Source organism: Patiriisocius sp. Uisw_017, assembly GCF_047731265.1.
Lineage (GTDB): Bacteria > Bacteroidota > Bacteroidia > Flavobacteriales > Flavobacteriaceae > Patiriisocius.
This window is the reverse complement of record NZ_CP159835.1, coordinates 353,056-378,752: the sequence shown is the minus strand read 5'-3', so window position 1 is coordinate 378,752 and position 25,697 is coordinate 353,056. Positions and strand designations below refer to the sequence as shown.

Below are 25,697 nucleotides of genomic sequence, written 5' to 3'. Positions count from 1 at the left end.
TTTAAATTTTTTTATACCAATGAGTTTTGGGTCATTACATCTGGTTTTTCTATACCCATTAACTTTAAGATTGTTGGAGCAATATCTCCTAAAATTCCGTTTTTTACCTTTTTAACTTCCGGATCAACTACAATAATTGGGACTGGATTTATAGTATGAGCAGTGTTTGGAGATCCATCTGGATTCCGCATCGTTTCACTATTGCCATGATCTGCAATTATTATAGTGGTGTAGTTGTTGTCTAAAGCTTTTTCTATAATTGTCTTTGTGCACGTATCAACAGTTTCACAAGCTTTGATAGCTGCACTTAAGACTCCTGTGTGGCCTACCATATCTGGGTTGGCAAAGTTGAGACATATGAAATTAGCAGTTTTGTTTTCGATTTCCGGAATAATTTTATCACGTATCTCAAAAGCACTCATCTCTGGTTGTAGGTCATAAGTAGCTACTTTTGGAGATGGGCAAAGAAGTCTTTTTTCGCCTACAAAAGGAGTTTCACGCCCGCCATTAAAGAAAAATGTTACGTGTGGATACTTTTCAGTTTCGGCAATTCTTATTTGTGTTTTATTGTTTTTTTCTAAAACCTCTCCCAAGGTTTCGGTGAGATTTTCTTTATTGTAGATAACATTAATGTTTTTAAATGAATCATCATAATTCGTCATTGTAACAAAATGAAGTGGTATTGTTTTCATTCTAAAATCTGGATGATTTTTTTGCGTCAAAACTTCGGTTAATTCACGACCGCGATCTGTTCTAAAATTGAAAAATATAACTACGTCTTCGGCCTTTATTTTAGCAACGGGCTTATTGTTTTCAGTTACAACATGAGGTTCTATGAATTCATCTGTAATGTTATTTTCATAGCTTTTTCTAATACTGTGGATGATGTTGGAGGTTTCTGTTCCTTTTGCGCGGCAAAGTAAGTCGTAGGCTTTTTGGACACGCTCCCACCTATGATCTCGATCCATAGCATAATAACGACCAATTACGGAGGCTATTTTTCCAGTGGTTTCTTCCATGTGAGTTTGTAAGTCCTTGATGTGATTAATGCCAGACTTTGGATCTACATCACGACCATCTGTGAACGCGTGAACAAAAACATTATCAAGCCCTTTTTTGGCTGCTGCGGTTAGTAAACCTTTTAAGTGATTTATATGGCTGTGAACACCTCCATCTGAAACCAGTCCAATAAAATGAATCTTTTTATTATTGTTTTTAGCATAGTCAAATGCGGCTTTCAGAACGGGCTCATTGTGCAGCGTTTTATTTTCAATTGCTACATTTACTTTTGCTAAATCTTGGTACACTATGCGACCTGCTCCCAGATTCATATGTCCCACTTCGCTATTCCCCATTTGACCCTCAGGCAATCCAACACTCATACCGTGAGTTAATAATTGGGCACTCGGGTAGTGTTTGAAAAGAGAGTCTATAAAAGGTGTTTTAGCTTGTGCTGGTGCTGAAACTGAAGTGTCTTGGGTGATTCCCCAACCATCGAGAATAAGAAGGAGTACGTTTTTGTTCATAGCTTTTAATTAAATGCAAAGATACTAAGAACAAAAAAAACCTTCACTTATAATTAAAGCAAAGGTTTTAGAAGTGAATGATGTGAAGTGTTATTGCTTTGTAAACGTTAAGGTTCCAATGTCGGTTCCCTCAGATTCTTCTTCTACAAATTTCAGAGTCAAGGAAGTAGCATTTAAGGTTGTAATCTCTGCTGTGTTAGATTCATCCTCAAAATTAAGGGTCATGTTGTTGCCACTTATACTATAGGTTAAAATTGTCGTTTCGGTTATCTCGCAATTATCTCCGTATTTGTAGGTGTTGGTTAGATTTCCATTACTTTCAAACAATAAAAAATCTTGTAGCTCGCAATCAGTAAGGGTTGTAGCTTCTCCATTTGAGGTTTCGCTGGATAATTGCCAATTTCCTAGAATATTGGCTTGGTTTGTTGAAGTGTCATCATTATCATCATCATCATTACAAGAGGTGAAGATTAAAGTACAAGCCAAAAGGCAAAGGATAATTTTTTTCATATTTAATTGGTTTTTAAGTTATACGCCAAAGATATTGAGTTTTATAGAGGTAAAAAATACCCAGCAATAGGTATTTTTTAATTTTCAAAAATAAGTTCTCAGTGAGGTTAAAATCATCACAAAAAAATATTTAGCAGTAACAAAACAGGAAGATAGGCGTCTTTTAAGTAATCAATTTAATTTAAAAATTCATTCATCATGAAAAAAACAATCGTATTATTATTAGCAGCTGTATTATTTGGTTTTACAAATCTACAAGCAAACAACACGTCTGAAACTTCAACAGCCATTGAGATTATTTACAAAGTAAAAATTTCTCCTCTTTGCCTCGCCATTGCAAAAGGCGATATAGAAGGAGTTAATAAATTACTGGAATTAGGGGCCGATTTAGAAAAAAAATCTAATGGGATGTTTCCTGTGCATTATGCTGCCAGATATAATAGAGTAGGCATCATGAAATCTCTTATAGACGCTGGAGCAAACACAAAAAGCAAATCTGATAAAGGGTATACTGCAAAAAAATACGCGGAGTTATCTAATGCTAAAGACGTTTTAGCCTTGCTAAAAAGCTCTTAATCGCAAAGATTTTATTCAACTATTAAAAATCGCCCAAAGTTAAGTTTTGGGCAATTTTATTTTTAAAATTCTATAGTAATTTTGGATTGATATCTAGAATATTTTGCATTCGATATTTGTCAATAAATTGAGTTGTAAAGTACTCACTGCCTAAAAGATTTTCTTCTTCTAAAATTTTTTTCACATCCAATTTTTTATAAGCTTCTAGCATAGGTATTGAAACCGGTGCATAGGTAAAATGCCAAGGTTCATATTCAAACCCTTTTCGGTTTTCATTGTTTGTGTATACTTCATAAAACCCAAAAGATTCAGCATGTTCATTTAGCCAATCTTTTAGTTTACAATAAGGGCCTGTTCCGTGAAAATTGTCTGCTTGTAAAACGCTTTTTGGTCTTGGAGCGTTGCTGTCTATAATATCAATATCGGTTCCCCAATGATGGCGAGAGGTTCCTGGTATGGTAGAGTATTCTGTAATTTTTTCAATAGCAGCTAATGGTTCTAATCCCTGCTTTGTAAAGCGGTTGTATTTTCCTTCGTAGATCTCTTTTTGTCTTTGAAAACTTCGGTAGGCAGATACGATTTCAATTTGTATTCCTTGTTTTTCAGCTTCAACTTTCATTCTTAAGAATGCAGACTTTGCTTCCTTATGCATCTTTGAAGTGTAACTGTCTCCAACAATAGCGGAGTTTTCTTTTCCAATGAGCTGATTTCTTGTAAAATCTTGGCTTATAGCCATAAAAGATGTTAGCGATACGATACCAGATACAAGTCCTATGAAGGTTATGGATTTTATAAACGTGTTTATTTTCATTTTATAGGGTTGAGCTACTTTAAAATTATCATTAATATTTAACATTTTAACAGCAATAATAATTTTGTAAAAGCCGGGCTTTTTTTTGTTCCTTGTAGCAGAATAACGTTATTTTAATCAAATAAAATTTGATTTTCTGTTTGTACTTCATAGGCATCTTTCCCTTGTTCAAAAATACGTGCAGTGAGTTCTCCTTTTAAGACCATTGTGTCTCCTTTAACTTCAATCCAACTGCCTTCGCGCAAGCCTAAAACAGGAATGGTGTTTTGTGTGTGAAATTCTTTAATACGGGTTTCTCTTGTTTCTCCCATGTGTTTAGTATCTGCAATAGGGTCTAGATAATGGGCGTTTATATTACAGGGTATCACTCCCAAGGTTTTAAAAGAAGATGGGTACACAATGGGCATATCGTTTGTGTTTTGCATGGTGATTCCGCAGAGGTTACTACCTGCACTAGTTCCAAGATACGGAGTGCCGTTTAGCAGTACTTCACGCAAAGGAGCCATTATGTTGTTCTTGAATAATTCTGAAATTAAAAGAAAGGTATTTCCTCCACCTGTAAAGATTCCTTTGGCATTTTTTATGGCTTTTTCTGCATTGTCAAATGTGTGTATTCCTCTTACGGTTTTATTCAGTTTACTAAAATAATCTGCCACTTTTTGGGTGTATTGGTCGTGCGTAATTCCGCTAGGACGCGCATAGGGAATAAATAATATTTCTTCGGTCTCAGAAAAATGTTCTTTGAGCGTTTCAGTAAGGTAATCAAGATATGAACCATTATAACAGGTAGAGGTGCTTGCAACAATTAGATTTTTCATTCGTATTTAGTGTAATGATTCTTGTGTAAATGTAACTAATAACGGTTCCATTATGAAGAACATTTGTATCTTTATGTAGTGAATTTAATCAACCATTTATGAAAAGATTATTACTAATTTTACTGTGTTTTTTAGTGAGTGCAATAGCAATAGGGCAGGAGGTAGACCGTGTTCTTATTCAAGGAAAAATAACAGCGCCCTCGGGAGAAGATATAGAAGGAATACATGTCTTTAATATCTCTTCTAGCAAAGGAACCATCACAAATGAAGACGGGGCGTTCGAAATAGCAGTAGCTGAAAATGATAGGTTAGAAATTACTGCCATTCAGTTTACGGGCTTTACAGCTATCGTGGATAAGGGAGTGGTTGATAATGGAAAGGTGTCTATTTATCTAAATCCCACCATTAATAAATTAGATACCGTAGTGATACGATCATATGATCTTAGCGGTAATATTGTTGTTGACGTTGGAAGGATTGATACGTTCGCAGTGCCTAATGATTTTGATGTTTCTTATGAAGAGATGGAATTTGACTATGAATTCGCACCAGATGGACAAACTGCTATACAGGGAAATTATGCAGAAGATGCGCTAAATAATGGAGGGTTACAAAATGGGTTTAATTTTGTTTCTTTATTAGGGCTTGCTGCTAATGCTATTTTAGGGTCAAAGAAAAAGAAAAGTGTTAAACAAGAGCTCGTTGAGAAGGATAGGGTTTCCAATAGCCTCCGTGCGCGATACACCAATGAAGATTTGCTTAGCTTGTTCAATATTTCCAATGAAAACGCAAATGATTTTATATACTTCGTAGAAGAAGGTGAATTCCCAGTATCATATTTAAAAGTTGAAAACGAATTAGTGATGTTAGCATATCTTAAAGAACAAACTAAAAAATACAAGAAGCAACTTGGGGAATAGATTCTTTTTATATTTCTCACTATTATTTTGTGCAACGTCTTTTGCTCAAGAAATACTTCTTAAAGGCCAATTAACAAATACGGAAGATATTGAGGGTATACATATTCTTAATACTACGTCTCGTTTTAATGCGGTGACAAATGAGAATGGATACTTTGAGATTGAAGCAAAGTTAAAAGACACTTTGGTTTTTTCTTCGGTAAAGTATTATCCTAAAAAAGTGGTGGTTAAAAAAGAAGCCCACGATTATAAATATATCGAAGTAACGCTGGTTGAAGTCCTTAATGAGCTTGACGAAGTGTATTTAGGTCACGGTCTCACAGGTAATATAGAAAAGGACATAAAAAATATTAAAACTGAAGATACATTCAATTTTGATGATGTAGGAATCCCTGGTTTTAAAGGAGAACCCGAGGAGAAAATCCCCCCGGTTATAGGTGGAGTAGTCACCATAAACACAGTAAATGTTGAAGCGCTCTACAAATATATTTCTGGATATTACAAAACACTGCGGACCAAAAGAAAATGGGAAGTCCAAAATAAATGGATTGCAGAAATATTCGCAACTTATGAACCAGCGTTTTTTGAAGAAGCCTACGGGGTTCCTCAAAACAGAGCCTATGAGTTTTTGTTATTTTGTATGGAAACTTCCACGTTGCAAAGTGATTTTAAAAATGAAAATTTCAATGGGGTTTTAACAATTTTTAAAACAAATGCGGTTATTTATAACAAACGAAACACAGGAAATTAGACCTTTGTTCTTCGAATATACAAAAAGGAACATTTTTTGTAAAAATCAATATCAAACAAACACTCAGACCATTTTAATAAGTGGCTTGACAACTATTGTTAATAACAAACGTAAACAATACCAAAAGCTTAGCCCTAATGAGAATCCATAAAATTTTAATACTCTCTGTTATATTTTCAATAACTGCTGCCTTCACAGCGCATAAATTTTTTGTTAGCGTGACCAAGATTGAATATAAACAAGAAAAAGAATCTCTCCAGATTATCACACAAATATTTGTAGATGATTTAGAGAAAACACTTTCTGAAAGACATCTTAAAGAAATTCATATTGGGACAAAAAAGGAAACTGCTCAAGATGAAGAATACTTAAAAGAGTACATTCTCAAAAAGCTAAAAATTAAAGTAAATGGCGCTTCCGTTTCTCTTCATTACATAGGGAAAGAAATGGATATAGATCAAGTTAAATGCTACTTTGAAGTTACAGGTATATCAGAACTAAAAGCAATGGAAATTGAGAATAAAATTTTAATGGATCTTTTTGAGGACCAACAAAATATTATTCACGTTAAAACACCTTCAAACAGGCGCAGTCTAATATTAGAGAGAACAAACCCTAAAGGATTGTTAAACTTTTAATGAATATCCAATAGAGCTACAATAAAAAAGTATTTTTAAAAATTAGTTAAAAAAATCGAAAAATAATTATGAAATTGACAAAAATTTATTCCTTAATCTTACTCTTTTTAGTTGCAGGAGTATCGCATGCCCAAGACGGCGAAACAGAAGCTCGCAAGCCAGGCCATACTAACGAAAATAAATTTAAACAACTGTACACAGAGTTTTCTTCTCCAAATCAATATAGATCTGCGAGTGGTGCTCCAGGACCTATGTATTATCAGCAGCAAGCAGATTATAAAATGGATATTCGTTTAGATGATAAGGAATCTGTTCTATACGGTAATGAAACGATTACGTATACAAACAACTCACCAGATGTATTAGAATATCTTTGGGTACAACTAGATCAAAATGTACGTGCAAAAGATTCAAAATCACCTCTTATTGAAGGAAGTGGAGCTGCTCCTGCGCAACAAGCAAGTAAATTTGTAAATAGTTATATGGGAGCCGGGTTTGACGGTGGTTTCAAAATTGATCACGTTAAAGACACTAAGGGAAATGATCTTAGCTACACTATCAATCGAACCATGATGCGGATTGATATTCCAGCAGTCATGCAGCCAGGAGATAAATATAGTTTTAATATCAAATGGTGGTATAATGTTGTGAATCATACCATCGATAGAGCAAGAAGCGGTTATGAAGTTTTTGAGGACGGGAATAAAGGCTATGTAATTGCACAGTTCTTTCCAAGAATGGCCGTGTATAGCGATGTAGAGGGATGGCAAAATAGTCAGTTCTGGGGACGCGATGAGTTTGCATTACCTTTTGGTGACTATGAAGTAAATATAACAGTGCCGTCAGATCACATTCTAGACGGTACAGGCAAATTGGCTAACCGCAAAGAAATTTTTTCAAAAGAAATGATGAATCGTTTTGAACAAGCTCAAAATGCCTATGATAAACCAGTAATTATTGTAACACAAGAGGAGGCAGAAGCTGCTTCAAAAGGATTTAGTGCTGCAACAAAAACTTGGAAGTTTGAAGCAGAGAATGTTCGTGATTTTGGATTTGCAACTTCAAGAAGATTTATTTGGGATATGATGTCTGTTAAGATTGGTGATAAAGATGTGATGGCGGTTTCAATGTATCCGCCAGAAGGAAATCCTTTGTGGGAAGATTATTCAACAATAGTAGTCGCCAGTACTTTAAAATCATACTCTAGAATGAGTTTTGATTACCCATACCACAAGGCGATTTCTGTACACGCTAAAGGGCAAGGAATGGAATATCCTATGATATGCTGGAATTATGGGCGTCCTGATAAAGAAGGAAACTATAGTGAGCGTATAAAGTATGGTATGATGAGTGTAATTATTCACGAGGTAGGGCATAACTATTTTCCGATGATCGTAAATAGTGACGAACGCCAATGGACCTGGATGGATGAAGGTTTAAATACTTTTGTACAGTATGTTGCTGAGCAAGATTTTGGAGAGTGGTATCCAGATGCAATCGCTCCTAACAAGGCATATCCTTCGCGTCGTGGTCCAGCAAAAAATATTATAAGCTATATGGCGGGTGATCAAGATGCGATTGCTCCAATTATGACCAAAGGCTTGAATACTTATAATTTTGGTGCAAATGCATATTCTAAACCAGCTACAGGACTTAATATTTTGAGAGAAACTATTATGGGTCGTGATTTGTTTGATCACGCTTTTAGAACCTATTCAAAACGATGGATGTTCAAGCACCCTACACCAGAAGATTTTTTCCGTACTATGGAGGATGCTTCTGCTATAGATTTAGATTGGTTTTGGAGAGCTTGGTTCTATACGACAGATTACACTGATATTGGTATAAAAGAAGTGAAGAAATTCTATGTAACTTCAAAAATGAACAAGGAAGTTCGTGAGATGATTGCTGCACGAGGAATTAGCGAAAGTGACTTACCGCCATTAGTATATTTGGTAGAAGAAGGTAGCGAGGATTTTGAAGAAGACATGAAGGTGAAAACACTTAATGATATTACTACATTGCAACAATATATTATGGACAACGTTTCGCCAGAGGACAGAGCAAAAATGAAGAGTCCTAAATATTTTTATCAGGTTACTTATGATAAGCCAGGAGGAATCCCAATGCCTATTATAGTAGAGTATACCTACAGTGATGGATCTACAAAACGCGAAACATTTCCAGCTCAAATCTGGAGAAAAAATGATGCTGAAGTAAGTAAAGTAATCGCATCAGAAATGGAAATAACAAAAATTATTGTGGACCCAGACGAAGAAACAGCAGATATTGATACTGCGAATAACTCGTGGCCTAAGCGTAAAAAATTAGGAGAGTTTGATGCTTTTAAAGAGAAGGTTAAAAATTAATAACAGCATTTTATCAAATTTTAAGGGCCTGTATCATACTACAGGCCTTTTTTTATTTTTTTTGGTAACAAATAAAATTAGATTGATTAACTTTATGTCTTTATGAAATTTACAACAGTAGTAGTAGCTTCTTTTATAGTGTTTGTCTTAGGCTCTTGTAAAAGCAAGGATACTGGGGTTTTAAATGCTGACACAGTATTGGTTCAATTGAATAAGAGTGAATCTGTTATAGATTTAGAAAATGAATTTAGCGTTTACTCACTTCAGAAAATAAAAATCGTAAGTAGACCAATGCACATATTTCTTTTTGAGTATAATCAAAATAAAATTGCAGATACATCCTTGATAAAGTTATTAAGGAAATCTTCTTTTGTAAAAGAAGCTCAGCAAAATAGTGATGTAACATTAAGAAAAACTAAAATTTAAGCTATGAAATGCCCATCAAAAATAAACCAGCCAAACGAAGATGAATAAACGAGGCATTCCGTTTTTCTAACGATCAAATATTTTATACAGATGAAAAAATTATTGTTACTTACTTGCTTGTCATTTTTTCTATGCGGAAACGCGCAATCACAAGCCCGATTTGTTGAAAATGAAATTCTCGTTCAATTAGATGCTAACATTACTGCATCAAGAGTTACCGAGGCACTTAGTAATATTCAAGTAATCGAATCAGAATTAATTTCAAAACCATTAAATATTTGGTTACTGCGTTTAGCGCCTTTAGAAATTAGCGAAGCGGAAGTCATAAGCGAACTTTATAAAAATGCTTTTGTACAGGTGGCTCAAAAAAATCATATCGTAACTACAAGGGCCACAACACCAGATGATACTTTATTTGATGATCAATGGCAATATTTTCAAAGTAATGATAGGGACATAGATGCAGATGATGCTTGGGATGTTTCAACTGGAGGTTTTACTATGAACGGGGATGAAATAGTCGCTGCCGTATTGGATGACGGTCATGATTTAGATCACGAAGATTTTGGTGATAATTTATGGACTAATGAGGCAGAAATACCTGATAATGATATTGACGATGATGGTAATACTTATATCGATGATTATTTAGGCTGGAGCATTGTAACTAACGATGATAATATATCTGGCGGTGGCCATGGAACACCTGTTGCAGGTATTGTTGGGGCACAAGGAAACAATGGGATAGGAGTTACAGGTGTAAATTGGGATGTTAAAGTAATGATTATTAAAAATAATTTTAGCACAAACGAAGCGCGCGTTATTCAAGCCTATAGCTATGTTCTAGAAGCTAGAATTTTATATAATGAAACGGATGGAGCAGAAGGAGCTTTCGTAGTTTCGACAAATGCTTCTTGGGGAGTGGACTTTGGAAACCCTGATGACGCACCACTCTGGTGTGGACTCTATGATACGCTAGGAGAAAATGGAATTTTGAGCTGTGGTGCTACTATCAATGCGAACCAGAATGTAGACATTATTGGAGATTTACCAACGGCGTGTCCAAGTGAATATCTAATAGCGGTTACAAACACAAATATTTTAGATAATAAGGTGACTTCTGCTGGATATGGTGCTGAAACTATAGACCTTGGTGCGCCTGGGGCAGGAACAATTACTCCGCAATCAGGTAACGGTTATGGAGGATTTGGAGGAACTTCTGCTGCAACACCCCATGTAACAGGAACTATTGCGTTACTGTATTCTGCTCCGTGTCAAAATTTTGCAAATCTAGCTAAAACTAACCCAGCTGTAGCAGCAAGATTGGTACGCGATTATATATTTGAAGGCGTTGATCCTAATGCCTCTTTAGAAGGGATAACGACAACTGGAGGAAGACTTAATGTAAATAATGCAATACAGGCTTTAATGGCTGGCTGTGAGTCTCTTTCAGTAGAGGGTTTTAATAGTAATCAGAATGTTAACTTATATCCAAATCCATCAAACGGAATTATAACAATAACTACAAATGACAATTCTAAATTGAAAAGTGTTATTATTTACGCTGTAGATGGAAGAAAAGTAAAAGAAATTAATGATTTTCAAAACACCTCGGTTAGTATAAGTGATTTGGCTCGTGGATCATATATATTTAAAATTTCTTTTGAAGGGAATATTGACAGCTACAATAAAATTGTTATTAAAGAATAAACGCTATTTTTTTTAAGTCTGATAAATTATTTATTTGTCAGACTTTTTCTTGGGCGATTTTTTATTTATTTAAAGATCAATTTTTAGCAAAGTAACGTTTACATGTTAAAGTTGCTCATTTGGTCCTTAAAATAAAGATTCCATTGTTGCATTATCGTAATAATTTCCTTTTCTATTGTTATCTTTGTTCTATATGAATTTAGAAACTCTATCACCTCCACAAACTGCGAAAAAACCCAAATGGCTTAGGGTTAAATTACCCACCGGTAAAAAGTATACCGCGCTTAGAGGTCTTGTAGAAAAATACGACTTACATACGATATGTACGTCTGGTAGTTGTCCTAATATGGGAGAATGCTGGACCGAAGGTACGGCAACTTTTATGATACTAGGGAATACTTGTACACGCTCTTGTGGGTTTTGCGGAGTAAAAACAGGAAGACCAGAAACAGTGGACTGGGATGAGCCTGAAAAAGTAGCGCGGTCCATTAAATTAATGGAAATAAAACACGCTGTTATTACATCGGTGGATAGAGATGATATTAAGGATATGGGGTCTATACTTTGGGCTGAAACTGTAAAGGCAATCAGACGAATGAATCCGGAAACAACATTAGAGACCCTAATTCCAGATTTTCAAGGAAATACCCGTAATATAGATCGCATCATCGCTGTGAAACCTGAGGTTGTATCTCATAATATGGAAACAGTAAAGCGATTAACTCGCGAAGTCCGTATTCAAGCAAAATACGAACGGAGTCTTGAAATCCTCCGCTATCTAAAAGAAAAGGGTATCGAAAGAACTAAAAGTGGAATAATGCTAGGGCTTGGAGAAACGGAAGAAGAGGTTTTAAAAACGATGCGGGATCTTCGAGATGTTAATTTAAATATTGTTACCATAGGGCAGTACTTGCAACCATCAAAAAAACACCTTCCTGTTAAAGAATTTATTACGCCAGAGCAATTCAAAAAGTATGAAACTATAGGATTAGAGATGGGTTTTAGACACGTAGAAAGTGGTCCTCTTGTAAGATCATCTTACAAAGCACAGAAGCATCTTACCTAATAAAAAAGCGTAATATGGCGTCAATAAAGGTGGGTATCAACGGTTTTGGTCGTATTGGCAGAACCTTGTACAGACTGTTATTAGATTACCCTGAAATTGAAGTGGTCGCAGTAAATGATATTGCGGATGCTAAAACATTAGCGCACTTACTAAAATATGATAGTATTCACGGTGTTTTGAAAAGTAATGTTTTTGCCACAGAAACCACTATAACGGTTGGTGAGACATCTTTCAAATTTTCATCAAAAAGCAGTATTGAAGAGATACAGTGGGATGGAGTGGATATTGTCGTCGAAGCTACAGGAATTTTCAAAACAGAGTCCGAGCTTAAAAAGCATCTTGCTGGAGGAGCAGGTAAAGTAATACTATCTGTGCCGCCAATGGATGATTCTATTAAAACGGTAGTTCTAGGTGTAAATGACTGTATATTAGACGGAAAAGAAAAAATCGTTTCTAACGCATCTTGTACTACAAATAATGCTGCTCCAATGTTGAAAATTATCAATGATTTTTGCGGGATTGAACAAGCATACATAACAACAATTCACAGTTATACAACCGATCAGAGCTTACACGATAAGCCGCATAAAGATTTAAGAAGAGCAAGAGCAGCTGGGCAGTCAATAGTGCCAACTACTACAGGTGCTGCAAAATCATTAACGAAGATTTTTCCTGAACTAGATGATGTAATTGGTGGCTGCGGAATTAGGGTGCCGGTTCCAAATGGTTCTTTATGCGACATCACTCTTAACGTTAAGAAAGAAGTAACGATCGATGAGGTCAATGCACTTTTTAAAAATGCTGCTGAAACAAATTTTGCTGGTATTATTGAATATACCGAAGATCCTATCGTTTCCATAGATATAATTGGAAATACCCATTCTTGTATTTTTGATTCTCAAATGACCTCTGTAATTGGAAAAATGGTTAAAATAATAGGTTGGTATGATAATGAAACCGGATATTCTTCGAGAATAATAGATTTAGCACTTAAAATATCGAGGAAATAACTATATTTGCCGATAAACTACCCCCTCTTTTGATGTTGAAGCCCTCCAATCTAATGAGCAAGTGTACCGTAATAGTTTTGCTATTCCTTACGGCTAATACTGTTATTGGGCAAAATATTAATCAAGGACAACAACCAGACGCGCTATTTACACTTCAAGATTCATTAACTTTATTTAAGAGTTATAATGCTGCTGCTTCAGAAGCAATTAAAAATTTAAATTTTGACTTAGCGGTTAGAAATATTTCAAAAGCAAATAAACTTATTGCAAGCGTAAACAGTTTAGAGTTAAAGGCTAAGTCGATTCTAACCAATGTTCAATTACAATACCACCTACAAAACTATAATCAAGCCTCAAGGCTAAATTTAGATGCAATAAAAATCATACATCTTTCTAAAGATAAGAGTAGTCTTGCAATCGCTTATTTAATGCAAGGCTTAATAGATACTAAACTATCTAATTTTGCCAAAGCGGAAAAACGCTTTAAGATGTCTGATTCCATTTATAAAAGTAAGAATGATGAGAAGGGTAAATCTTACATACTTTTGGGAAGAGGGATGCTAGAATTGCTCAGAAATAAGCCACAAGTTGCCGTCAATTATTTGAATGCTGGTATCACTCAATTTGATGAGTATGATATGAAATATCAAAAAGCATGTGCGCTTTTAAATAAAGCAGAGGCGCTATTGATGTTAGACGATGATATACAAAACACTTATTTAAAAGATGCGGAAAAGTCCTTATCTGAAGCATTACAGATTATCAATGACAATAATTATGCTTACTTGAAGGTAGATTCTTATAAAATATCTTCAGAAATAGCTACGAATCTAGGAAATACAAAAAACGCAATTTCAGACTTAAATACCTATATTAAGAAAACAGATTCTTTAAATTTAATTTATGTCAATGCAATAGCAGCAAGTGTTGATGAAGAATCTAGCATAAGTCAATTAAAGCAAACCATCTTAGATAGAGAGAATGACCTTTTAGAGAAAGAAAACTCTGAAAACTTCAACAGGGTTACGAATGCTCTCAGTATAGCTTTTATAGCAATATTGTCGTTGTTGACTTTATCTCTTTATAAAAATAACAATCTAAGAGCAAAGGCAAACGGTTTACTTCAAGATAAAAATACCGAGTTGTTATTAGCAAAAGAAAAGGCAGAAAAAGCATCGCTAGCAAAGGCACAGTTTTTATCTACAATTACCCACGAACTAAGAACACCTCTTTATGCAGTAACTGGGCTTACTCATTTGTTAATAGAAGAGGACCCTAAGGAACATCAAAAAGAACATTTAAATTCTTTAAAATTCTCTGGTGAATATCTTTTGTCTCTCATTAATAATATTCTTGATCTTAATAAATTAGAAGCGAATAAAGTTGAAATTGAAAAAACATCTTTTGACCTTGAAAAGAGAATTAAAGATGTACTTATTGCTCTAAAGAAGTCTGCAGATGACAAAAAGACATTGCTAAAGCTTGAGTATGATGAAGATATACCTCAGAAACTGTTAGGAGATCCATTGAAATTATCGCAGATACTAATCAATCTTATTGGTAATTCGGTAAAATTTACTCAGAACGGCGAAGTTACAGTTCGAATTAAGAAAATTGACCAAAAGAATAAAACTGTAAAATTGAATTTTGAGATCGAAGACAATGGGGTGGGGATTTCAAAGAAAAAGCAGAAAAGTATTTTTGAAACCTTCTCTCAAGGTTCATTACAAATTAATCGAAAATTTGGAGGTACTGGATTAGGGCTTTCAATTGTTAAAAATTTACTGGAACTCCTCAACAGTAAAATTCACCTAGAAAGTCAGTTGGGGAAGGGGTCTAAATTTTGGTTTAATTTAGACATTGATATTTCAGAAGGAAATATTTCTGATAGTAATAATGACATTAATAAAACGATTGTTGATTTTAGTGCATTAGCGAACAAAAAGGTGCTTGTTGTTGAAGACAATAAGATTAATCAAATGATTACCAAAAAGATTCTTGAAAAGAACAAAATGATTTGTCAAGTAGCAGACAATGGTCTGGATGCAGTCAAACTTGCGGAACAAAATGAGTTTGATATTATATTAATGGATATACATATGCCAGGAATTAGTGGTATTGAGGCAACGCAAAAGATAAGAGAATTTAGTTCACAAATACCGATAATAGCACTTACAGCGGTCACTATTGATGAGAATTTAGATGATTTTTATAAGGCAGGTTTTAATGATATTATTCCTAAACCTTTTAAACCTGAAGAATTTTTTGAAAAAATTTACAATGTGATTGTAAAAATGCCAGTAGATTCTTAACGAAACAAATTTGCCTCTATAGCAGTCTTTATTGATTCTTCAAAGAAGGGAAGTTGCTCATTTAAGATTTTCGTTTTTATAGGTAAATAATACAAGGCATATTTTTGCAAAGAATCATTCAGCCTCATAAAATCTTTTTCAGTTGTTAACAGAAGTTCTTTCTCTTTAAGTTTCTGAATTTCTGTTTCAGAAAAATTGTGGTGGTCCCTATATTTAATATGCTCAAACTTTAAAGAGTGTTCTGTCAAAAAATCAACTAATGGTTTTGGGTTTGCAATTCCAGTGACCAAAGTAAAATACTTTCCTTTCAAATAATCTAATGGCATATTTTCAGCATGACCAATAATTTCATTGCTATATGCAATGGATGAAAAATAGACTTTTTGATGTGATTTTGGTTTTAGCAAAAACTTAATTTCTTGCAGTTTCGCATACGGAGTACGCTCAGGAACTTTTGTAACCACAATAATATCTGCTCTGTCGGCTCCTTTTCTAGATTCTCTAAGATTCCCTGTAGGCAGCAAAAAGTCTTCATAAAAGAGGTTGTGAAAAGGAGTGAGTAAAATATTAAAACTTGGTGATACTTTTCGGTGCTGAAAAGCATCATCTAATAGGATGACCTTTGCCTTTTTTTGCAGCATCTCAATACCTGTGCGTCTGTCTTCACAAACTGCTACTATAATATCTGGAAACTTTTGTTTTATCTGCAATGGTTCGTCACCAACTTCAGTAGCGATATGCGTTGGTTTTACTTCAAGAAACCCTGTAGTCTTTCTCTTATATCCTCTACTTAATGTTGCAATATTGTAGTCCTCTTTAAAAATTGATAATAAGAGTTCCACCATAGGAGATTTTCCAGTACCACCCACACTCAAATTGCCCACGCATACGATAGGCATTCTATATGTGGCGCTTTTAAACCAGCCTTTATCGTAAAAGTAATTGCGCATTGTAGTGACCCAACCGTATACTATAGCAAAAGGGAATAACAACTTTCTTAATAAATTCATTTTACGAAAATACTCATATGTTTAGATATTCATTCTAAAAATCTATTTTCAAAATAAATTATATGCAATATTTTATCGTTAATTTGGTAATATTGTATTTACCTCAAAATTTAATCCCTTATGATTGTAAAAGATGTACTTTCTTTATTGAATGACTTTTCTCCATTGTTTTATTCCGAAGACTTTGACAATACAGGGCTATTAGTTGGAGATCCAACTAATGCTGTAAAAGGAATACTCGTAACTTTAGATACTTTAGAAAGCGTTATTGATGAGGCAATAAGCAAGAATTGTAATGTAGTTGTAAGCTTTCATCCCATCATTTTTAGTGGCTTAAAAAAAATTATTGGTAGAAGTTATGTGGAGCGTGTCGTCGCCAAAGCGATAAAGAATGACATTAATATTATTGCGGTACACACAGCCTTGGACAATAGTTTTCAGGGAGTAAATGCAAAAATTTGTGAAAAGCTTGGTCTTGTAAATCGAGCAGTTTTAATTCCGAAGGAGCAAACCGTAAAAAAATTAGTTACCTATGCGCCTCAAAAGGAATGTCAATCAATTTTAGAGGCCTTGTTCAAAGCAGGAGCTGGGGCAATTGGAAACTATGACGAATGCGGTTTTGTTGTGCAAGGCATCGGGAGTTATAGGGGTAACGAAAGCGCTAATCCTGTGATTGGAGAAAAGGGGGTTCGCCATCAAGGACCTGAAGAGCAAATTCACGTAACATTCCAATCACACTTGGAAAACCAAGTAGTAGCCGCATTGTTTAATACGCATCCATATGAGGAGGTGGCGTATGGGATTACAACATTAGAAAACACAAATCAACATCTCGGGATGGGAATGATTGGGACCTTGGAAAATGAAATGAATGAAACAGATTTTCTTCTATTTTTGAAACAAAGCATGAATACACAATGCATAAGACATTCATCATTACTGAATAAAAAGATAAAAAAAGTAGCAGTTTTAGGGGGCAGCGGTAGCTTTGCCATCAAAGCAGCCATTGGTAAAGGAGCAGATGTTTTTATTACGGCAGACTTGAAATATCACGACTTTTATACTGCTGAAAATGAAATACTTCTGGCAGATATTGGACACTATGAAAGTGAGCAATACACAAAAGAACTATTACATGCTCACCTTACAAAAAAAATCAGTAATTTCGCAATCGTTTTATCGGAAATAAATACAAATCCAATTAGCTATTTTTAATTTATGGCAGCAAAAGAAATTACTGTTGAAGAGAAGCTTCGCGCTTTATATGATTTGCAACTAATAGACTCTCGTATTGATGAGATCAAGAATGTACGTGGCGAACTGCCTTTAGAAGTACAAGATCTTGAAGATGAGGTTGCAGGAATGAACACTCGCATGGAGAAGCTAAAGGCTGATCTTGAAGTGATAGAAGATGATATCAAAGCTAAGAAAAATAGCATAGAGACTTCAAAAGAATATATTAAAAAATACACGGCGCAACAAGATAATGTGCGAAATAACCGTGAATTTAATGCCCTAAGTAAGGAAGTGGAATTTCAAGAATTGGAGATTCAACTTGCTGAAAAGCACATTAAAGAATACAAAGCACAAATCGAACAGAAAAATACTGTAATCGAAGAGACACAAGGTCGTTTGGGTGCTCGAGAGGATCATTTAAAGCACAAGCAAGGTGAGTTAAATGAGATTCTTTCTGAAACTAAAAAAGAAGAAGAATCTTTGATCAAACAATCTGAAAAGTATGAAAAGCAAATTGAAGATCGTTTGGTAAATGCCTACAAGCGCATTCGTGGTAATGTTAAGAATGGTCTTGCTGTTGTTCCTGTTGAAAGAGGAGCTTCTGGTGGGTCTTTCTTTACAATACCGCCACAAGTACAAGCAGAAATTGCTTCGCGCAAGAAAATAATTACAGATGAGCACAGTGGTCGTATTCTTGTAGATCCAGCATTGGCTCAAGAAGAAGGTGATAAAATGGAAAAAGTATTTGCAAAAATGAAATAAAACCACGCATAAAATTATAACAAAGCCTTCACAGTTTGTGAGGGCTTTTTTTATTACTTTTCATTTTTTAAGATGGTTGCTTAGATAGTTAACGTATCAATTAGCGACTAATTTAGAGTAAAAATAAAAGAAGTATCAAATGCCCTATAATTAATAGTAAACTAGTGGAAGATAATTGCTAGGGCATACCATCCTCCACTTTAATAAAGATGTTATAAATATGAAAATATATATATCAATATTTGCATTGGGAATTCTAGTTTCATTGCAGGCTTCCTGCCAATCTCCAAATGCCTCAAACAAAGAAGCAGAGGCAGTTGCACAAAAAACAAAAACACCTGTTGAGGTTCCCGCTAAAAACGAACTCGATAGTGCTTATTTCGCGAGCGGATGCTTTTGGTGTGTAGAAGCTGTTTACGAGAGTGTAAAGGGTGTTAAAGAGTCTATTTCAGGCTATAGCGGTGGCCATACTGAAAACCCTTCCTATCAATCTAGTAACACAGGAAGAACAGGCCACGCAGAGGCTGTTGAGATTATGTACGATGCAAAAGTGATTTCTTTTTCACAATTAGTTGATGTGTATTTTGGTTCTCAAGACATTACCCAGATAAATGGGCAAGGACCCGACAGAGGGTCGCAGTACCGGTCTATTATTTTTTATCAAAATAAAGCTCAAAAGAAAATAATTGACACCAAAATTGCCGCGCTAGAAAAGGAAGTTGGCGAAGGTAATGTCGGCGCTCAAGTACTCCCATTTGAAAAGTTTTGGGAAGGCGAAGCTTATCATCAAGATTATGAAAAACTGCATCCAGAAAACGGCTATATTCAAAATGTATCCATCCCAAGGTTAAAGCGTTTTCAAAAGAAATTTCCTGAGTTGTTAAAGGAAGGTTTGAAACACTAATTTTTAACCTCAATAGGAATATTTAAACCTCACAGAGTCTTCCATAGATTCCAACGCCTTTCGCTAATGAGACTTGATTTTTGAATTTTTTGCTTGCTTTTTAACTGCCATTACTTCAAACAAGAGTGAATACAATTTAGAAGGCAATTCATATGGTCCATTTTTATTTATTGCTAAATCTGGAAATACAATATTAGGCGATGCATCAATTTTTTTTAATGAATTAATGGTTAATCCAACATCTGCCTAGCTACTTATTAAATCTTCTGAACTATGATTTCAGTCGTGTTTTTTATTTTCAATGACAGCATATAGTGCCGCACAGGAGCCTATTGATTCTTCAAAACGGCTTCTTTTTGTTGGCAGTCATAAATCATTACTGGAGGGGTGACCTTATAATCAAACATTCAAGCAATGGGGTGAAAATCTATAATATAAATAGTGCTTTTAGGAGGTGACCGTTCTGCAATCATTTGCGCTCAAGTTTTCAGGACTGGGAGCCATTCTATGGTCCGATATCTAGTAAAAAAATAATGTCAAAAGAGTTTGTAATGTGTTTTGAAGCATCTAGTAAATTACAACAAACAAAATTAGCATCTATGGCCAATTCTTTAGCATAAGATTGAATTAATGCAATGGCTACTTCGCTAATATCAACGCCAGTGCATTGAACACCTATTCTGTTCCAGCTTAGGGTAACCTGTCCAAAATGAGATTGTAAATGCCATAACTTTTTATCCGAAATATTTCCCAAAGCTGCGAGCTCATGTGAGTCTTAACTTGAGGCTTCTTTTTTCCAAATACCTACATTGTAAAATTCATTTGCCGCTTGCAAATCGCCTCGTTTTGCTATATTTCCTTATTTATTTTAAATGCTTTATCGCAATCCATCGTGCTCTATTTTATCGTAGATATAATAAAATGTCTCAATTGTTAATTTTGTTTAAAGACTGATGTTAAATAGTCAACAAAATTTTATCTTTAAAAAATGAATCACTTTACTTTAAAAGACATTTCAAAACTTGAAAAATTGTACAGGATTAATCTCATCAATAGCTGTACCGGTTATAAATCTGCCAACCTGATTGCTACAAAATCTAACGATGGTATTACGAACATAGGCGTGTTTAGTAGTGTGACTCATTTGGGTAGTAATCCCCCGCTATTGGGGTTTGTTTTGAGGCCTACGACCGTTACTAGAAATACTTTTGATAATCTTAAAAAGACTATGGCGTTCACGGTTAATCATATTCATAAAGATGTGATTAAAGATGCGCATCATACCTCAGCTAAATATGATGGGGGTATTTCAGAATTTGATAAAACCGAATTCGAACCCGTCTATAAAAACGACTTTTTTGCGCCGTATATAAAAGATGCTAAGATTCAGCTGGGATGCAAGTACGTTAATGAATATCATATTAAAGAAAACGATTGTTTATTAATTGTCGCTAGTATTCAGCATATATATTGTGACGATGGGATACTCCAGGAGGATGGGTTTTTGTCCCTTCAAAATGCAGAAACTGTTGCTGTAAATGGATTGGATGGGTATGCATTACCACATCTTTTATCAAGATTTGAATACGCCAGACCTAAGGACTAATGGCACATAAAAAGGTGAATCTCCCTCAAAAAACTTGTCCAGTATGTCAGTTTTCATTTTCGTGGCGTAAAAAATGGGAACGAAACTGGGAACAAATTATCTACTGCAGTGAACGCTGTAGACGAAATAAAAAGTAGTATGAAAAATTTAATTTGGTTTCGAAATAATTTGCGAATTAAGGATAATCATTCTTTAGTTGAAGCTTGTAAGAACAATGCAGATGTCATAGCTGTATATTTTTTTGACCCTCGATTATTTCAAAAAAATGAATTTGGATTTATAAGGACAGGTGTCTATAGATCACAATTTTTAATTGAAACAATAAAAGATTTAAAGGTACAATTAGAAAAAATAAACATCCCCCTATTGGTGTTTTTTGAGCCGCCAGAAGTATCGATTCCTAAAGTTGTAGTGCAGTATAAAATCGAAAATATCTATTTACAAAAAGAATGGACTCGTGATGAAATTAGTGTAAACCAGTCGATACAAAAACAATTAGACGCTATTATATCTTGGAACGAGTCGTATGATCAATTTTTATTTCATCCAGATGATGTCCCCTATGACGATTTTAAAAAAATTCCAAGAGTTTTTACGGAATTCAGAAAGAAGTGTGAAAAATACGCACAGGTGTCGTCAATCATTTCAGAACCAGAAATAGTTCAAGAAAACAAGTTCTCACTTTCTATTAAAGATAGTGCTTCGATCCCAAGTTTGGAAGAATTGGGTCATGAATCATTTTCTAAAGATGAAAAAACTGCTTTTCCGTTTTCAGGAGGAGCTTCTAGTGGACTTAAAAGAATACATCAATATATATGGGAATCTCATAACATTGCGAACTACAAGAAAACGCGTAATGGATTGATAGGAACAGCGTATAGTTCAAAATTTTCGGCATGGCTGGCAAATGGAAGTATTTCGGCAAAGCAAGTATATTGGGAAGTTAAAAAATATGAAAAGGAAGTCCAAAAAAACCAAGATACCTATTGGATGATATTTGAATTAATTTGGCGTGATTTTTTTAAATATGTTTCACTCAAACATGGCGATTCATTATTTCAAATTGATGGCATTCTCAACAATGAATATCATTGGGAAGCTTCAGAAGAAAAAAAAGAACAATGGATTTCTGGAAAAACGAAGTATGCATTTGTAAATGCAAATATGAAAGAGATTGCCGCTACTGGATGGATGAGCAATCGTGGCAGGCAAAACGTAGCGAGCTTTTGGGCTAAAGAACTACAGCAAGATTGGCGCATAGGCGCTAGTTATTTTGAAAGCATGCTTATTGACTATGATGTCCATAGCAATTGGGGAAATTGGCAGTATTTAGCGGGCGTTGGGAATGATCCAAGAGATCGCAAGTTTAATATAGAAAGACAAGCAGCGGTGTATGACCCAGATAAGGAGTTTGTAGATTTATGGTTGTAACGTTGTTTTTTTAATGATTTATTGTAATTTTTAACTTAAAAATCCCGTTCGGGAGTTCAAAAGGTTTTTTTAATCTATTTAAAATAAACATAATTTTGTGATGTCAAAAAACTGCCACTGCTAACTGATGCTGTCTACTGAGTATTATGGGCTCCATTAAAGAAAGCCATAGTTAAACTTTTTTCGCAGCGACAAAAAGATGCTCGAGCATCCTTTATTCCTGTAATTCCATTTTCGTGTGTAATCGTCATTTCTCCCAAAACGATTAGTGGGCTTTTCTCAATTAAATTTACTTCTGTAATCGCTATATCTTTATAGATTATATATTAAATGTAGCACTATAAATTCTTATTTTTACTGAAAAACATTCCAAATGAAAAATATGTTTATTCTATTAATACTGTTATCCGTTTTTAACGCTTGTAAAGAAAAACGAACGACAGAAGAAAATAATGAGTCCTTAGAAATAGAAAAGAATAAAGTTTTTACTACTGCTGAAACAATTGCCTATAAAAACGGTTTTGAAAATTGGAAAGATGTAGAGTTGATTAACTTCACGTTTAATGTTGCTAGAAATGGACAGAGTAATGGAGGCAGAGCTTGGGCTTGGAAACCTAAAACTAATGATATCACCATGACAACCGCAAAAGATACAGTGCGTTTTAACCGCAATGCTTTGGACAGCATTTCAAAACAATATGATGCTGCCTTTATTAATGATAAATTCTGGTTGCTGGCACCCTATAATCTTGTATGGGATGAAGGAACTAAAATTTCAGAAAAGGAAAATCAAATAGCACCTATGTCCAAGGATACTTTGAATATGTTGACACTTACCTATGGTGATGAAGGTGGATATACCCCCGGTGACGCCTATGATTTTTATTACGGAAAGGATTTTATGTTAAAAGAATGGGTTTTTAGAAAAGGAAACGCGCCCGAAGCCTCAATGACAACAACGTGGGAAGATTATGAAGATTTTAACGGGATCAAAATAGCTAAAATGCATAAAGGCCAAGGAGGGCTAGAACTTTTTTTTACGAATATTAGTGTCCATTAATTTTTAATAAACCTTTTAGCAAAAACATTTTCTTTGTTTCCATCTTGAAGGGCAATTATATAAATACCAGGTTGTAAACTTGAAACATCAACCGTAAAATTACCAGACTTATCAAAAGTTGCCGTTGTGCTATATATTTTTCTACCAAAAGTGTCGAAAATAACACAATTTAATGGTGTCGTTTCTTCATATAATATTGTAATAAAATCGCCAGCCGGATTAGGGAAAACAATAGGTTCTAATATATTTAGGCCTTCAAAGCATTTTTCTCCAAAATCAAAAGCCTGAATTCCAATTTTTTCTCCCATTTTCCTTCCGGGAATGTCATCAATTGCAGGATGTATGCCTCCCCATATTCTTGATAAACTAGTTTGTTCACTAGCGTCTCTATAAGTAGCCCATTGTAGTTCCATATCTTGAGTTGGACCCGTTTCAAATAATAAAAAATCGTATTGTTTTATTTCAAAAACGCCTATGCCTCCGGGGAAAAATTCACTTCCTGTAAAAAGAGTGAGCACTTCTGCCGCTGTTCTCGAAAAAGTGGAGTGTCCGCTTACGAATCCTGCAAAAGGCGGCGTTACAAATGTTGGTCTTTGGTAGGGTAACCAATCTTCTGCCATGATCCATCCCACCCCAGCGGTATCAAAGTCCGGATCATTGATAAATTTTGGTCCTCGCCAAGTGTAAAGTTTGATTTTATTTAGATTTTGCTGAGTTGACCCCGCGAGTGGGTCATCTATATCTACAAGTTCAATATATCCTTCTATAAGTGGTATTCCGTGTAAATGGTAATTTGGCAGATTAACATCAGTTGATTGCCCGCGATCTGCCAAGTACCTTATAGCGCTAATGGGTCTTATGTAGTCATAATAACCTTTATTACTCCAAGCAGAAATAGCAGCGTCATGCATCGCACCCCCTAAAATAAAATAAGCTTTAACATCCCATTCTAAATCAGAAAGAATTTCACCCTCTCCTTTAAATTTCTTTACAAGACTAGGTTGATCATTTACATAATTAAGTATTGTAAACCAATGCCCAGGGGGTGTTTCGCTATCGGGTCCGTCTGCCCAAAACTCAGCCAGTACTCTGGTGTAATCACTCCGTTTTACCATTTGTTCTTCATAGGGGAGATTTGTAACAGGGTTTAATGTCCAACCAGACCCGAGATCTCCACCATCAATGAAATTATAGAATTCTTTGTATTCATCAAAGTCTTCAGGAAAAAGAGTTGAATTTCCAATACGTCTTGGTGAGATATCTATAATAGTATCATTTTGAATACCTAAATGAGAAGCCCATACGGAAACCATCGCGAATCCCCATTTGTATGGGTCTTCTATTCCTAAGCCATTTTTTATATACGAAGGTTCAGCAATATTATTGTATATTTTATACTCCTGATTATTTCTTTCTAAAATAGTAGCATCTTCTTCGGTTAATGAAAATGGTGTTACCAATCCCCATTCAGGGCTTAAATGTTCTGGAGTTCCTCCAGGAATTGCGTTCCCACTTTGATCTATAAAATCATCAATTTTAAGAGGTTGCCAATTATTAGGATAAACTATATTGGGATTCCCAGGAAGCTCTGTATCCAGAAATAGATTAATCGGTTCGTAAAATCTATTCACATAGTCATTTGATTCATTTGAACCATCTTGCAAACCAAAAGCTATCATTTGTTGCGCCATATAATTTCCTAAGGCAGCAGCATTGCCCGCACTATAATCTGTGCTTGTGAAATTTATGTCAAATTCATGGGATAGCATAATTTGATTTATGGCTTCTTCTATGTTATCTAATCCAGGCGAATTTTTAAATCGATGCTTAATTAATCTGAATAAAGCATAACTAATGATTTTTTCTCTTGAAATTTCGATACTTTCAGAAGGATCAAAACCATCAAAAGGAGTTAGAAAATTACCTAATTTTTTATCTAAGAAAAATGTTTGGGCTTCGTCATCAAATAAGGCCCACGCATCATACATTAAAACAGATGAGTGGAAAAGATTTCTAGCGTGCACGGTAGGTCTTGCAAAATCGTTACGTATTCCAGTAAGAACAGCTTCATTCCATTCTCTAGCGATACTCTGTCCAAAAGTAAAAAATGACGTTAGGCTTATTAATAAGATAATAAGTGATTTCATTCAAAGATTTTTTAAAAATATAAAACAACACAAATTTACTTAAAATTACACTACCTTTTAAACTTAGTTATCGTTAAAAAAGAAGTGATAATACAAGC

24 protein-coding genes are annotated in these 25,697 nt (G+C 34.7%); 17 read left to right on the top strand and 7 right to left on the bottom strand.

The genetic code is table 11. The annotated features are described in order from the left end of the window. Positions 1-11: 11 nt before the first annotated feature. On the bottom strand, positions 12-1,526 hold the full coding sequence (gpmI, locus tag ABXT67_RS01780) for a 2,3-bisphosphoglycerate-independent phosphoglycerate mutase (protein ID WP_415375583.1): 1,515 nt from the start codon (positions 1,524-1,526) through the stop codon (positions 12-14). 90 nt (positions 1,527-1,616) lie between these two features. Beyond that, a complete protein-coding gene (locus tag ABXT67_RS01775) occupies positions 1,617-2,036 on the bottom strand; it encodes a lipocalin family protein (protein ID WP_415375582.1) in 420 nt (139 codons plus the stop codon). 198 nt (positions 2,037-2,234) lie between these two features. On the opposite strand from ABXT67_RS01775, the gene ABXT67_RS01770 reads away from it, so the two are divergent. After that, positions 2,235-2,612: an ankyrin repeat domain-containing protein gene (locus ABXT67_RS01770; protein WP_415375581.1), complete on the top strand. Its 378-nt coding sequence runs from the start codon at positions 2,235-2,237 to the stop codon at positions 2,610-2,612. A gap of 70 nt (positions 2,613-2,682) precedes the next feature. Here the strand turns inward: ABXT67_RS01770 and ABXT67_RS01765 are convergent, their stop codons facing one another. Both ABXT67_RS01765 and pepE read right to left on the bottom strand, forming a co-directional pair. Beyond that, positions 2,683-3,423 carry a M15 family metallopeptidase gene (locus ABXT67_RS01765; protein ID WP_415375580.1) on the bottom strand — a complete coding sequence of 247 codons (741 nt, stop codon included), beginning with the start codon at positions 3,421-3,423 and terminating at the stop codon, positions 2,683-2,685. A gap of 113 nt (positions 3,424-3,536) precedes the next feature. Next, positions 3,537-4,241: a dipeptidase PepE gene (pepE, locus tag ABXT67_RS01760; RefSeq protein ID WP_415375579.1), complete on the bottom strand. Its 705-nt coding sequence runs from the start codon at positions 4,239-4,241 to the stop codon at positions 3,537-3,539. Positions 4,242-4,339: 98 nt separating this feature from the next. Between pepE and ABXT67_RS01755 the strand changes: the two genes are divergently transcribed. The 9 genes from ABXT67_RS01755 to ABXT67_RS01715 all read left to right on the top strand — a co-directional run bounded on the left by ABXT67_RS01755 (position 4,340) and on the right by ABXT67_RS01715 (position 15,443). After that, positions 4,340-5,161, top strand: a complete 822-nt coding sequence (locus ABXT67_RS01755; RefSeq protein WP_415375578.1) for a carboxypeptidase-like regulatory domain-containing protein — start codon at positions 4,340-4,342, stop codon at positions 5,159-5,161. Further along, on the top strand, positions 5,151-5,912 hold the full coding sequence (locus tag ABXT67_RS01750) for a carboxypeptidase-like regulatory domain-containing protein (protein ID WP_415375577.1): 762 nt from the start codon (positions 5,151-5,153) through the stop codon (positions 5,910-5,912). Before ABXT67_RS01755 ends, ABXT67_RS01750 begins: the two co-directional genes overlap by 11 nt. 137 nt (positions 5,913-6,049) lie before the next feature. Next, entirely contained in the window at positions 6,050-6,550 is a 501-nt protein-coding gene (locus tag ABXT67_RS01745; RefSeq protein WP_415375576.1) for a DUF6702 family protein, read from the top strand. Between the two features lie 68 nt (positions 6,551-6,618). After that, positions 6,619-8,919 (top strand): M1 family metallopeptidase, encoded by a 2,301-nt coding sequence (locus ABXT67_RS01740; protein ID WP_415375575.1) that lies wholly within the window; start codon positions 6,619-6,621, stop codon positions 8,917-8,919. A gap of 102 nt (positions 8,920-9,021) precedes the next feature. Beyond that, positions 9,022-9,345 carry a hypothetical protein gene (locus ABXT67_RS01735; protein ID WP_415375574.1) on the top strand — a complete coding sequence of 108 codons (324 nt, stop codon included), beginning with the start codon at positions 9,022-9,024 and terminating at the stop codon, positions 9,343-9,345. A gap of 90 nt (positions 9,346-9,435) precedes the next feature. Beyond that, on the top strand, positions 9,436-11,055 hold the full coding sequence (locus ABXT67_RS01730) for a S8 family peptidase (protein WP_415375573.1): 1,620 nt from the start codon (positions 9,436-9,438) through the stop codon (positions 11,053-11,055). Between the two features lie 193 nt (positions 11,056-11,248). After that, positions 11,249-12,121, top strand: coding sequence for a lipoyl synthase (gene lipA / locus ABXT67_RS01725; protein ID WP_415375572.1), 873 nt, complete (start codon positions 11,249-11,251; stop codon positions 12,119-12,121). A gap of 14 nt (positions 12,122-12,135) precedes the next feature. Beyond that, positions 12,136-13,131: a type I glyceraldehyde-3-phosphate dehydrogenase gene (gene gap, locus ABXT67_RS01720; protein ID WP_415375571.1), complete on the top strand. Its 996-nt coding sequence runs from the start codon at positions 12,136-12,138 to the stop codon at positions 13,129-13,131. A gap of 53 nt (positions 13,132-13,184) precedes the next feature. Then, positions 13,185-15,443 carry a response regulator gene (locus ABXT67_RS01715; protein ID WP_415375570.1) on the top strand — a complete coding sequence of 753 codons (2,259 nt, stop codon included), beginning with the start codon at positions 13,185-13,187 and terminating at the stop codon, positions 15,441-15,443. Here the strand turns inward: ABXT67_RS01715 and lpxK are convergent. After that, complete coding sequence (gene lpxK, locus ABXT67_RS01710) at positions 15,440-16,453, bottom strand: tetraacyldisaccharide 4'-kinase (RefSeq protein WP_415375569.1); 1,014 nt, start codon at positions 16,451-16,453, stop codon at positions 15,440-15,442. The two genes, ABXT67_RS01715 and lpxK, sit on opposite strands and share 4 nt — an antisense overlap. Before the next feature lie 120 nt (positions 16,454-16,573). On the opposite strand from lpxK, the gene ABXT67_RS01705 reads away from it, so the two are divergent. The 3 genes from ABXT67_RS01705 to msrA all read left to right on the top strand — a co-directional run bounded on the left by ABXT67_RS01705 (position 16,574) and on the right by msrA (position 19,355). Beyond that, complete coding sequence (locus ABXT67_RS01705) at positions 16,574-17,668, top strand: Nif3-like dinuclear metal center hexameric protein (RefSeq protein ID WP_415375568.1); 1,095 nt, start codon at positions 16,574-16,576, stop codon at positions 17,666-17,668. A gap of 3 nt (positions 17,669-17,671) precedes the next feature. Continuing rightward, complete coding sequence (locus tag ABXT67_RS01700; RefSeq protein WP_415375567.1) at positions 17,672-18,451, top strand: zinc ribbon domain-containing protein; 780 nt, start codon at positions 17,672-17,674, stop codon at positions 18,449-18,451. Between the two features lie 220 nt (positions 18,452-18,671). After that, positions 18,672-19,355, top strand: a complete 684-nt coding sequence (msrA, locus tag ABXT67_RS01695; protein WP_415375566.1) for a peptide-methionine (S)-S-oxide reductase MsrA — start codon at positions 18,672-18,674, stop codon at positions 19,353-19,355. Positions 19,356-19,860: 505 nt separating this feature from the next. Here msrA and ABXT67_RS01690 read toward each other — a convergent pair. Beyond that, the gene (locus ABXT67_RS01690; protein ID WP_415375565.1) at positions 19,861-20,109 is read right to left on the bottom strand and encodes a methyltransferase domain-containing protein; all 249 of its coding nucleotides are present in this window, start codon (positions 20,107-20,109) and stop codon (positions 19,861-19,863) included. 234 nt (positions 20,110-20,343) lie between these two features. Here ABXT67_RS01690 and ABXT67_RS01685 point away from each other — a divergent pair, with 234 nt between their 5' ends. The 4 genes from ABXT67_RS01685 (at position 20,344) to ABXT67_RS01670 (ending at position 23,452) form a co-directional block, all read left to right on the top strand. Beyond that, positions 20,344-20,961, top strand: a complete 618-nt coding sequence (locus ABXT67_RS01685; protein WP_415375564.1) for a flavin reductase family protein — start codon at positions 20,344-20,346, stop codon at positions 20,959-20,961. After that, complete coding sequence (locus ABXT67_RS01680; protein ID WP_415375563.1) at positions 20,961-21,098, top strand: DUF2256 domain-containing protein; 138 nt, start codon at positions 20,961-20,963, stop codon at positions 21,096-21,098. The genes ABXT67_RS01685 and ABXT67_RS01680 overlap by 1 nt, the downstream gene beginning before the upstream one ends. 1 nt (position 21,099) lies before the next feature. Further along, positions 21,100-22,392: a DASH family cryptochrome gene (locus tag ABXT67_RS01675; protein ID WP_415375562.1), complete on the top strand. Its 1,293-nt coding sequence runs from the start codon at positions 21,100-21,102 to the stop codon at positions 22,390-22,392. Positions 22,393-22,765: 373 nt separating this feature from the next. Beyond that, positions 22,766-23,452, top strand: coding sequence for a hypothetical protein (locus ABXT67_RS01670; RefSeq protein WP_415375561.1), 687 nt, complete (start codon positions 22,766-22,768; stop codon positions 23,450-23,452). Here ABXT67_RS01670 and ABXT67_RS01665 read toward each other — a convergent pair. Beyond that, entirely contained in the window at positions 23,449-25,599 is a 2,151-nt protein-coding gene (locus ABXT67_RS01665) for a T9SS type A sorting domain-containing protein (protein WP_415375560.1), read from the bottom strand. The genes ABXT67_RS01670 and ABXT67_RS01665 overlap by 4 nt on opposite strands. Positions 25,600-25,697 lie beyond the last annotated feature (98 nt).

Excerpts from the sequence above, each read along its gene's own strand:
- lpxK (WP_415375569.1), bottom strand. The coding sequence starts at position 16,453 with ATGAATTTATTAAGAAAGTTGTTATTCCCTTTTGCTATAGTATACGGT.
- ABXT67_RS01755 (WP_415375578.1), top strand. The coding sequence starts at position 4,340 with ATGAAAAGATTATTACTAATTTTACTGTGTTTTTTAGTGAGTGCAATA.
- ABXT67_RS01715 (WP_415375570.1), top strand. The coding sequence starts at position 13,185 with ATGAGCAAGTGTACCGTAATAGTTTTGCTATTCCTTACGGCTAATACT.
- ABXT67_RS01670 (WP_415375561.1), top strand. The coding sequence starts at position 22,766 with ATGAAAAATATGTTTATTCTATTAATACTGTTATCCGTTTTTAACGCT.
- ABXT67_RS01680 (WP_415375563.1), top strand. The coding sequence starts at position 20,961 with ATGGCACATAAAAAGGTGAATCTCCCTCAAAAAACTTGTCCAGTATGT.
- ABXT67_RS01745 (WP_415375576.1), top strand. The coding sequence starts at position 6,050 with ATGAGAATCCATAAAATTTTAATACTCTCTGTTATATTTTCAATAACT.
- pepE (WP_415375579.1), bottom strand. The coding sequence starts at position 4,241 with ATGAAAAATCTAATTGTTGCAAGCACCTCTACCTGTTATAATGGTTCA.
- ABXT67_RS01705 (WP_415375568.1), top strand. The coding sequence starts at position 16,574 with ATGATTGTAAAAGATGTACTTTCTTTATTGAATGACTTTTCTCCATTG.
- ABXT67_RS01675 (WP_415375562.1), top strand. The coding sequence starts at position 21,100 with ATGAAAAATTTAATTTGGTTTCGAAATAATTTGCGAATTAAGGATAAT.
- ABXT67_RS01740 (WP_415375575.1), top strand. The coding sequence starts at position 6,619 with ATGAAATTGACAAAAATTTATTCCTTAATCTTACTCTTTTTAGTTGCA.
- ABXT67_RS01685 (WP_415375564.1), top strand. The coding sequence starts at position 20,344 with ATGAATCACTTTACTTTAAAAGACATTTCAAAACTTGAAAAATTGTAC.
- ABXT67_RS01735 (WP_415375574.1), top strand. The coding sequence starts at position 9,022 with ATGAAATTTACAACAGTAGTAGTAGCTTCTTTTATAGTGTTTGTCTTA.
- gpmI (WP_415375583.1), bottom strand. The coding sequence starts at position 1,526 with ATGAACAAAAACGTACTCCTTCTTATTCTCGATGGTTGGGGAATCACC.
- ABXT67_RS01730 (WP_415375573.1), top strand. The coding sequence starts at position 9,436 with ATGAAAAAATTATTGTTACTTACTTGCTTGTCATTTTTTCTATGCGGA.
- ABXT67_RS01665 (WP_415375560.1), bottom strand. The coding sequence starts at position 25,599 with ATGAAATCACTTATTATCTTATTAATAAGCCTAACGTCATTTTTTACT.
- ABXT67_RS01700 (WP_415375567.1), top strand. The coding sequence starts at position 17,672 with ATGGCAGCAAAAGAAATTACTGTTGAAGAGAAGCTTCGCGCTTTATAT.
- ABXT67_RS01765 (WP_415375580.1), bottom strand. The coding sequence starts at position 3,423 with ATGAAAATAAACACGTTTATAAAATCCATAACCTTCATAGGACTTGTA.
- lipA (WP_415375572.1), top strand. The coding sequence starts at position 11,249 with ATGAATTTAGAAACTCTATCACCTCCACAAACTGCGAAAAAACCCAAA.
- ABXT67_RS01775 (WP_415375582.1), bottom strand. The coding sequence starts at position 2,036 with ATGAAAAAAATTATCCTTTGCCTTTTGGCTTGTACTTTAATCTTCACC.
- msrA (WP_415375566.1), top strand. The coding sequence starts at position 18,672 with ATGAAAATATATATATCAATATTTGCATTGGGAATTCTAGTTTCATTG.
- ABXT67_RS01770 (WP_415375581.1), top strand. The coding sequence starts at position 2,235 with ATGAAAAAAACAATCGTATTATTATTAGCAGCTGTATTATTTGGTTTT.
- gap (WP_415375571.1), top strand. The coding sequence starts at position 12,136 with ATGGCGTCAATAAAGGTGGGTATCAACGGTTTTGGTCGTATTGGCAGA.